This window comes from Streptacidiphilus neutrinimicus (assembly GCF_000787815.1).
GTDB classification, from domain to species: domain Bacteria; phylum Actinomycetota; class Actinomycetes; order Streptomycetales; family Streptomycetaceae; genus Streptacidiphilus; species Streptacidiphilus neutrinimicus.
Window position 1 is genome coordinate 1 of record NZ_BBPO01000141.1, and the last position, 9,271, is coordinate 9,271.

Here is a 9,271-nt window from a genome sequence, read left to right on the forward strand (position 1 = left end):
CAGCTCGGCAGAGCCCCGCGCCCCCAGGTAGTGCAACCGGACGTCAGGTCCCTGCCAGAGGCAGCGTCGCGCCGAGGAGGAGACCCTTGCGGGCGCCGTTGTCGAGGGCGTGCCGCAGCAGGTCCTCGCGGGGCTGGCGGCCGATCGTGCCGTGGGGCGCGGCGTACATGATGACCTCCGCCTGCTGTGAGGCCGCGCTGCGCCAGGCCTCCGTGACCTGCAACGGCGCATGGGCCTGCCACCAGGCGTTCGTGCCGCCGCCGGGCGCGGGCTGCAGCACTGCGTGGAGCTGGCCCATCGCCATCAGGACGGACCAGCCGCGCAGCTGCGCGGGGGCGTGGTCGACCTCGGCGATCGGCTGGAAGCCGTGCTCCTGCAGCAGCTCCACGAACGCGTCCTCGCCGACGCTCGTGCCGGGGCGGCCGACCGGCCCCGTCGGCTCGACGACCAGCGCGGCGCGCGGCGTGCCCTGACACAGCACCAGGCCGCAGGTGACGCCCAGGACCGCCGGGGCGACCTGGCCGCCCGCGGGGCTCGGCACCGCCTCCGGCACGTGCAGCCCCGGCGCGGGCGCGACGGCCTGCTCGGCGCCGGGCGGCATCGACGCGCTGATGTTGCGGACGGCGCCCTGCAACTGCTCCTCGGAGACCTCGACCACCTGGGAGGGGATGCACCGGGCGTGGGCGAAGGCCAGCACCGCCGTCTCCTCGCCCACGAACAGCACCGTCGCCGTCGGCTCCTGCGTCACGTCGCCTGGCGCGCGGCAGGAGGTGCAGTCGTAGCGGTCTGGGGCGGTGCCACCGCCCAGCAGGCGGTCGGCCTCGTCGTCACCGATCTCGGCACGGACCTCGTCGCTGACGTCGATCATGCGCTGCACGAATGACTCCTCGAATCGCGGGGGCCGGAGCGCGACTGCCCGGCCGTGATGACAAACGCACGGATGTGGTCGGGGTCACGGTCCGGCTGCTCCGAGCACGGGAAAGAGGTGCGATTCGGTCACCCGGGAGCATCTCGCGGTCACCCTCTGTTTACCGTGTGGGGCACCTCACGTGGGCTCAGAGGCCCCTTTCTGTGAGCCAGGTCACGAATCAGCGGAACTGACGCTTCGACAAAATACGTAATCCGGACATAAAGTGCGCGACTCCAAGATTTTTACTCCCGGTAACGGTCGCGTGAGCTGGGACTTCGCCGGGAGGTTTGAGTCGCGCCCCGGGGCTTTCCTACGGTCATTGGCGTCGGTGCAACGAGCACCGCCCGGGTTCGCCCGTCTCAGCACAGCCCTTCGCCGCGCACCGTCGTGCGGCGCTGCGGCAGTGCCCGCCTCCGCAGGACAGGTCGGCGGCGAGTGACGGAGCGAGGGCACGGGACGCGCAGCGCGCGCCGCAGCCCGCCCGGGAGTGTCGAAAGGCTTTTCATGAAGTTCCGCGTTCGTACCGCTGCCGTCGCCGCCACCCTCGTCGCGGCCCCGGTCGCCGGTCTGCTCTGCGCGACCAGCGCCTCCGCCGCCTCGGTCTCCACCTGGGACGCGGTCGCGCAGTGCGAGTCGGGCGGCGACTGGTCCATCAACACCGGCAACGGCTTCTACGGTGGTCTGCAGTTCACCAACAGCACCTGGGCCGCCTTCGGCGGCACCGCGTACGCCGCGCAGGCCAACCAGGCCACCGAGGGTCAGCAGATCGCCGTCGCCGAGAAGGTTCTGGCCTCCCAGGGCCCCGGCGCCTGGCCGGTCTGCGGCCCGAAGGCCGGCCTGACCGCCGGTGGCGCCCCGGCGTCGGTCGACACCTCCTCCAACACCGGCTCCTGGAGCAGCGACGCCGCCGCCTCCGTGCAGCAGAGCGCCCCCGCCCCGGCCCCGGTCAAGACCGCCCCGGCGCAGGCCCCGGCCGCTCCGGCCCCGGTGCACCACTCCGGCGCGACCGGCAACTACACCGTCAAGTCCGGTGACACGCTGAGCAAGATCGCTGCCGCCCACGGCACCAACTGGCACTCGCTGTACGCCGCCAACAAGTCCGTCATCGGCGGCAACCCGAACCTGATCCTCCCGGGCCAGGTCCTGAACGTCGGCTGAGACTCCGTCCCGGCCGTGTGACGGCACGTGACGACAGCAGCGCGGTCCACCGCTTCGGCGGTGGGCCGCGCCGTCGTGCTGTTCCCGTGCGGGCTGCGCCGAGGGGGTGAGGTCTCGGCGTGGCGATTGATATGACAATCGGACTCCGAGAGGAGTCGACATACCGTCAGCTGTCATGGGCGCAGCTCGACGACGTCTTCTCGCCGGCGGAGCCATCGGTGCGGCCTCGCTGGCCTGCGTGCTGCCGGTGGTCTCCGACGTGGCCTCCGCTCAGGTCCCGGTCGCCGTCTGGGACCGGCTCGCGCTGTGCGAGAGCAGCGGCCGCTGGCACATCGCCACCGGCAACGGCTACTACGGCGGACTGCAGATCTCCCGGGAGACCTGGCGCGAGGCCGGCGGCGGCCGCTACGCGTCCCGCCCCGACCACGCCACCAAGGCCGAGCAGATCCGCGTCGCGGAGGCCATCCTCGCCTGGCAGGGCTGGTCGGCCTGGCCCAACTGCTCCCAGGGCCTGACGGGCCGTCCACCGGTCGGCGCGACCCACAGCCCGCCCCACAGCCCGACGCCCGAGCCGTCCCGGAGCCACACCCCGAGGCCCACCCCGAGGCCCACTCCGACGTCCACCCCGAGGCCCACCCCGAGGCCCACTCCGACGTCCACCCCCGTGCCGACGCCCGTGCCGACCCCGACCCCGACGCCGACCCGGACGCCGACCCCGACACCCACGCCCGCACCGCCGGTCACGGTCCCCGCGACGTACGTCGTCCAGCCCGGAGACCAGCTCGTGTCGATCGCGCACCGGTTCCACCTGCCCGGCGGCTGGCCCGCGCTGTACGCGCGCAACCGCGCGCTGATCGGGCCGCGTCCCGACGACCTCGTCGCCGGGACGGTGCTCAGGCTCCGCTGAGCGGCGGGCTCTCCCGCTCGCGCGCGGAGACGACGTCGCCGCGGCGCAGCTCGTAGGCGTAGTCCCAGGCCGCCTCGGACGGGAGGGTCTGTTCGGCGAGCAGGACGGTGCGGCCCGACGCGACGAGCGAGGCGAGCGACGCGTGCACGCGGGCCACCACCTCCTCGGCCAGGCCCAGCCCGAACTCGTCCAGGAGCAGCAGGCGGGCGGGGGAGGTGAGCACGCGGCAGAGTGCCACCATCTGCTGCTCGCCGCCGGAGAGCGTGCCGGCGGTGCGCGGCAGCAGCCGGGACAGCTCGGGGAAGATCGCGACGCTCGCGTCGACGCCGCCGCCGAGCGGTCCGGGGACGACGAGGTTCTCGGCGACGGTGAGCGAGGGGAAGACGGCCTGCTCGGCCGGCAGGAGCGCCATTCCGAGACGCGAGCGCCGGTACGTGTCGAGAGCGGTGATCTCACGTGCGTCCGCTGCTCCGCCCCCGCCGTACCAGAGCACCCGTCCCGCCGTCAGCGGCACCACGCCGGCCAGCGCGTGCAGCGCGCTGCTGCGCCCGCTCCCGTTCCTCCCGACCAGCACCGTCATCGCCCCCGTCGGCACCGCCAGGTCCACCCCGTGCAACGCCTCCAGCGGCCCGTACCGCACCCGCGCCCCGCGCAGCTCGATCTCAAGCGCCATGCGCCGTCCCACCCGAACCGCTCAGCCCGCCCGAACCGCTCGCCCCGCCCTGGGCCGGTCCGCCCCGGGCCGAGCCGCCCTGAAACTGCGCCCGCCCGGCCCGCATCACGTGCACGCCGCTCGCCAGCTCGTCCACCAGCTCCCGGTCGTGCTCGACCATCAGCAGCGCGAGACCGCCGTCGGCCAGCAGCCGCAACAGCTCCACCAGCAACGCCGTCTCGCGCCGGTCCAGACCCGCCGCCGGCTCGTCCAGCAGCAGCACCGTCGGCGCCATGGCCAGCGCCCGGCCGAGCTCGACCAGCCGCAGCGTGCCCGTCGGCAGATCCGCCGCCGCGTGGTCGCGCAGGGCGGCGAGGCCCAGCAGGCGCAGCACCGTCTCCGTCTGCTCGACGGCGGAGACGGCGGGGACGGCGGAGGAGTCCAGCCGCCCCGACGCCGCCTGCTCCGCGCCGACGCGGACGTTGTCCGCCACCGTCAGGCCGGGGAAGACGGCGAGCTGCTGGAAGGTACGGGCCAGGCCCAGCCGGGCCCGAGCGTGCTCGGGCAGGCGGGTGATGTCGCGGCCGCCGAGCAGCACCTGGCCGCCGTCGGGGCGGCTCGCGCCGCTCAAGCAGTCGAACAGGGTGGACTTCCCGGCGCCGTTCGGCCCGGTCAGCGCCGTGATCCGGCCCGGCGGCACGGCCAGGGTCACCCCGTCCACGGCCGTCACGCCCGCGAAGCGGCGGGTGACGTCGCGCGCGGTCAGCCGCTCGCCGGTCAGCCGCGGCAGGGCGGGCAGCGCCGCCTCGGCCAGGGGCACGGGGGCCGGACCGGGCACGGGCAGTCGCGCGGCGAGCCGCCGTCCCAGCGGCGTCAGCCGCGCCTCGCCGGGCGCGGGCAGAGTCGTCGGGCGTGGCTGCCGGACGGAGCGCCGGGCCAGGCCCGCGAGACCGCCCGGCGGCATCCGCCCGAGCAGCAGCGCCAGCGCGCCGATCACCGCGGTGGAGACCCCGGCGACCGTGCCGGTGTCCAGGCCGACCAGCAGCGCCGCCGCCAGCACCGCGCCGACCGCGCTGTCCGCGCCGAAGACGACCACCGCCGCGAACCAGATCAGCCCCAGCACCGGGTCGAAGGCGTTCGGGTCGAAGGCCTGTCCGCCCAGGCCGAGCAGCCCGCCGCCGAGGGCCGCCAGCGCCGCGCCGACCACGAAGGCCAGCAGCTTCAGCCGCGCCACATCGACCCCGGCCGCGGCCGCGCCCGCCTCGTGGTCGCGCATCGCGCCGAGTGCCCGCCCGATCCGCCCGCGCCGCAGCGCCCGCACCAGCAGGAGGGCGAGGGCCAGCAGGGCCAGTTCCAGGCCGTAGAAGAAGCGGTCCTGCCCGAGCAGGCCCGTGCGGTCCAGCACCACTCCGGTCGTCGCCGCGGGCTGCTGGAAGACCAGGCGGCTGATCGCCGTGCCGACCGCGAACGTGGTCAGCGCCAGCGCCAGCCCGCGCCGCCGGATCGCGGGCCAGCCGACGAGCAGTCCGAGCGGCGCCGCGACCAGGACCGCGACCAGCAGCGCCACCGGCGTCGGGAAGGCGGGCAGCCCGAGGAAGCGGCCGCCGCCCGCGAGCAGCCCGGTGAACAGCGCCCCGAGCCCCGCGTACCCGGCCTGGCCCAGTGAGACCTGGCCGCCGTAGCCGGTCACCACCACGATCGACAGCAGCACCAGCGCCAGCGCCGGGACCTGAAGCGCCGCCCGCAGGTCGTCCGGACGGAAGGCGAAGGGCAGGAGCAGCAGCGCCGCGCAGCCGATCCGGGTGGCGAAGGCCCGGGGCGACGCCTCGGCCGACGCCATGATCGGCGGACCGGTCAGCGTCGCCTGGTAGGCCCGTCGTTCCGCGCCCGCGAACCGCAGCGGCAGCACCAGCACCGCCGCGAGCAGCGCCAGGGCGAACAGGTTCGCCCCGACGGCCTGGAGCAGCGACTGCGCCCAGCCGCCCGGGTGGAACTGCGTCAGCTCGCTCTGCAGGACGCCCAGGGCCAGTGCCGAGGCGACCGCGACGCCGATGCTGCGCAGCCCCGCGATCACCGCGACCGCCATCGTCTCCATCACCAGCAGCGGCAGCCCGTACGGGTCCAGCCGCAGCCCCGGCGCCAGCACCGCGCCGGTCAGCCCGGCGGTGAACGCGCCGAAGGCCCAGCCGACAGAGGAGACCCGGTCCGCGTCCACCCCCGAGAGCTCCGCCAGCCGCCGGTTGTCGACCACCGCCCGGACCTGCGTCCCGAACGGCGTCCAGCGTCCGACGGCGGTGACGGCCGCGCCCAGCACGGCCACCACCGCGAGCACCGCCCACGGCGAGGACGGCAGCAGGGACGGCGCGTCGCCGAGCGGGGTCGGCCCCCACAGCAGGAAGGCCACCCCGACCAGCAGCACGAACACGCCGAGCGAGGCCACCAGCGTCTCGACCGGCCCCGCGCCGCGCCGTTGCAGCCGCCGGAACACCGTCGCGTCCAGCGTCCAGCCGATCGCGGGCGCGAAGACCAGCAGACAGGCCGGGACGGCGACCGCGCGCGGCCAGCCCCAGACGACGATCGTCTGCCGCACCGCATAGGCGGTGATCATGGCGATGGCGCCCTGGGCGAGGTTCAGCACGCCGGTGGCGCGGTAGCAGACCACCAGCCCGATCCCGGACAGTGCCGCCGCGGCTCCGACGGTCAGCCCGGCCTGCGCCAGATCGAGCGGCAGCGACGACATTCAGGCCCCCGCGGCGGGCGGCGCGTCGGGACCGGGACCGGCGGCTTCGCGCGGCTCGGCGGGCTCCGCGGGCGTGCACAACGGGCAGGGCCGCAGGCCGCGCTCCTGTGCGCCGGCCGGGGTGACCGGCAGCGCGTCGCCGCGTCCCTCGACCAGCAGGCAGGTGGTCCGGTGGTAGGTGCGCCCGTTCGGCAGGAAGCAGAACCGTCCCGCGGCGACGGCCGCCGGTTCGCCCGCCGGGCCCCTGGGTGTGCCTCCGCTGGTCCGCCCGGCCTCCTCGACCAGCAGCTCGTACAGCAGCCGCAGCTGTCGCCGGGTCTCCTCGTCGCCCGCCGCCCGTTCGCGCTCGCGCTCCTCGTCCGGGCGGGCCAGCAGCACCGCTCCGGCCACGATCAGCGCCGCGCCGGGGATCGTCGCCGAGGCCAGGTACGGCAGCTGCCGCTCCGCGTACTGCTCGCCGGAGACGCCGTACCAGCCCAGCACGCACAGCAGCGCCCCGGCGGCCGCGACGACCGGACCCAGCCGACCGCGCAGACCCCGTCCCCCGAACGGCGGCAGCTTCATGGCGTCCTCTCCCGATCAAGGTCCCGGCGGGCGAATGGTCACGTTCCTTCATCAATACCCGCCCGGGAGGGTTCCTGACGATCCCGGCGGCGCTAGCTTGGTGAGGCGGAACTGATGGTAAGTCAGATTTTGTCGACAGCGCTCCTCACGACAGCGCAGTTCACGACAGGGCGGTGACTGATCATGCAACGCGCATCCCTGGTCCTGCGGGCCGTGGCCGGCTCGGCCGTGCTGCTGCTCGCCGCGGCCTGCAGCAGCACCAGCACGACCTCGCGCAACGAGACCCCGACCGGCGCAGCGGCCCCCTCGACGCCGGCGGCGTCCGCCAGTGCCCCGGCCGGCCAGGCCGCCGCCTGCGGAAACGCCACCGCCCCGACCGTCGCGGGCAGCGGTCCCGCCGACACGGCCGGCGCCGCGAACAAGATCGCGGCCGACTACGCCCAGTTCTTCGACCCGGCGACCGCCGTCAGCGCCAAGATGGGCCTGCTGCAGAACGCCGACAAGCTCGCCCCCGCCATGCAGGCCTTCGCGGGCGACCCGCAGGCGGCGCAGACCACCGTCGCCGTCACCGGCGTCGACTTCACCAGCGCCACCACCGCCGACGTCACCTACAACGTCTGCCTCTCCGGCGCCGTGGCGCTGAACGGCAGCAAGGGCAAGTCGGTCCTGGACGGCGGCGTGTGGAAGGTGGGCGACACCACCCTGTGCGGCCTGCTCCAGCTCAAGGCCGGCAGCTCGCCCGTCCCCGGCTGCTCCTGAGAGGCGCTGCTCCCGGACACGCTGCCCCTGACAGGTCGCCTTGACCCTGGAAAGATGAGCCCGTGAGGCCTCTTCGGCACCGCGCCGCGCGCGCGGGGACGGCCCGGTCCGTCCTCGCGCTGCTGACGTGCGCGAGCCTGCTGGCCCTCACGGCCGGCTGCGGCAGCCGGCTCCCGGTGAAGGACTTCGAGAACCGGCCCACCGGCGGGCCCGCCGCCGGAGCCGCGCAGCCGCCGATCCCGATCGGCATCGTCACCTCCGTGTCCAGCCCGATCGGCGGCGACACCTTCACCGGCCCGCTCTACGGCGCCCAGGCCTTCTTCCAGGCCCTGAACGCCTCCGGGGGGATCAACGGGCGTCAGGTCAAGGTCTTCACCTGCGACGACGGCGGGTCCGGCATCGGCAACCAGTCCTGCGTGCACCAGTTGATCGACTCCGACCACGTCGTCGCGTTCGTCGCCGGCAGCGTGCTCGACTACGCGGGCGCTCCGTACGTCAGCTCCCAGGCGGTGCCCGACATCGGCGGCATCACCATCGGTACCCAGTACGACCAGTACCCGCACCTGTACCAGATCTACGGCAGCGACGAGCCGCGCGACGGCACGTCGGCCGGCTGGAACGGCGAGCTGTACCAGACCACCGAGGTGTACCGGTACTTCAAGGCCAAGCTGGGCCTGACCCGGGCCGTCGTCGTCGCCTACAACCAGGCCGACTCCGCCCGCTACGCCGCCCAGCTCGCCCAGGGCCTCAAAGCCGAGGGCTACAGCGTGCTGAGTGAGACCGTCGACTTCGCGCTGCCCAACTTCGGGTCCGTCGCCGCGGGGATGAAGGCCGGCCACGCGCAGCTGCTGCTCGACGCCATGGACACCCGCGGCAACACCGGCCTGTGCCAGGCCATGGCCTCCGCCGGGGTCACCGTCGCCGCCAAGGTGACCAACGAGCAGAACTGGTCCGAGCAGGTCCGCACCGACTACGCGCAGACGCCCGGCTGCCGCAACGCGCTCTGGGTCACGGCCGACGCCCGCAACTACGAGGACACGCAGTACCCGGCCGTGGCCGCGTTCCGGGCGGCGATGCGGAAGTACTACCCGGACCGGCAGGCGCAGCTGTCCGAGTGGGAACTGCTCGGCTGGGCCGGGGCCCAGTGGTTCACCGACGCCGCCTCCTCCTGCGGCGCCCAGGTGACCCGCTCCTGCGTCGACGCCTTCATGCGTCGCCCTCAGCCCTACACCGCGCACGACCTGCTGATCCCCGCCTCGTTCGTGCCGACGGCGAACCCGCCGAAGGGCCTCCAGCACGCCTGCCTGAACGTGGCGCACTGGCAGGACTCCGCCCAGGGCGCCAAGGGCGGCTGGGTCACCGAGGTGCCCGACATGAACACCAACTGCTTCGAGGTCCCCGCGCTGCCCTACCGCCCCTGAGCCCTGCCGTCCTTGAGCCCAACCGCCCCTGAGCCCTACCGCCCTTGAGCCCTACCGCCCTTGAGCCCTACCGCCCTTGAGCCCTACCGCCCTTGAGCCCTACCGCCCTTGAGCCCTGCCCTCCCTGCCCTGCCCTCCCTGCCCTGTCCTCCCTGCCCTG

At 74.4% G+C, this 9,271-nt stretch carries 8 protein-coding genes; 4 read left to right on the forward strand and 4 right to left on the reverse strand.

Annotation, left to right across the window (positions count from 1 at the left end; translation table 11 throughout):
* Nucleotides 1–43 precede the first annotated feature (43 nt).
* Nucleotides 44–877, reverse strand: a complete 834-nt coding sequence (locus TR48_RS37395; protein ID WP_042375185.1) for a DUF8842 C-terminal domain-containing protein — start codon at nt 875–877, stop codon at nt 44–46.
* Between the two features lie 537 nt (nt 878–1,414).
* Between TR48_RS37395 and TR48_RS37400 the strand changes: the two genes are divergently transcribed.
* Both TR48_RS37400 and TR48_RS37405 read left to right on the forward strand, forming a co-directional pair.
* Nucleotides 1,415–2,068 (forward strand): transglycosylase family protein, encoded by a 654-nt coding sequence (locus TR48_RS37400; RefSeq protein ID WP_084730087.1) that lies wholly within the window; start codon nt 1,415–1,417, stop codon nt 2,066–2,068.
* 175 nt (nt 2,069–2,243) lie between these two features.
* Nucleotides 2,244–2,975 (forward strand): LysM peptidoglycan-binding domain-containing protein, encoded by a 732-nt coding sequence (locus tag TR48_RS37405; protein WP_042375197.1) that lies wholly within the window; start codon nt 2,244–2,246, stop codon nt 2,973–2,975.
* Here TR48_RS37405 and TR48_RS37410 read toward each other — a convergent pair.
* The 3 genes from TR48_RS37410 to TR48_RS37420 are packed head-to-tail and all read right to left on the reverse strand — an operon-like array spanning nt 2,962 to nt 6,931.
* A complete protein-coding gene (locus tag TR48_RS37410) occupies nt 2,962–3,648 on the reverse strand; it encodes an ATP-binding cassette domain-containing protein (protein ID WP_042375199.1) in 687 nt (228 codons plus the stop codon). The two genes, TR48_RS37405 and TR48_RS37410, sit on opposite strands and share 14 nt — an antisense overlap.
* Complete coding sequence (locus TR48_RS37415) at nt 3,638–6,367, reverse strand: ABC transporter permease subunit (RefSeq protein WP_063771143.1); 2,730 nt, start codon at nt 6,365–6,367, stop codon at nt 3,638–3,640. The genes TR48_RS37410 and TR48_RS37415 overlap by 11 nt, the downstream gene beginning before the upstream one ends.
* The gene (locus TR48_RS37420; protein ID WP_042375189.1) at nt 6,368–6,931 is read right to left on the reverse strand and encodes a hypothetical protein; all 564 of its coding nucleotides are present in this window, start codon (nt 6,929–6,931) and stop codon (nt 6,368–6,370) included. It lies immediately after the preceding gene.
* Nucleotides 6,932–7,114: 183 nt separating this feature from the next.
* Between TR48_RS37420 and TR48_RS37425 the strand changes: the two genes are divergently transcribed.
* The gene (locus TR48_RS37425) at nt 7,115–7,690 is read left to right on the forward strand and encodes an MTB12 C-terminal domain-containing protein (protein ID WP_042375192.1); all 576 of its coding nucleotides are present in this window, start codon (nt 7,115–7,117) and stop codon (nt 7,688–7,690) included.
* 62 nt (nt 7,691–7,752) lie between these two features.
* A complete protein-coding gene (locus TR48_RS37430; RefSeq protein ID WP_042375194.1) occupies nt 7,753–9,111 on the forward strand; it encodes an ABC transporter substrate-binding protein in 1,359 nt (452 codons plus the stop codon).
* Nucleotides 9,112–9,271 lie beyond the last annotated feature (160 nt).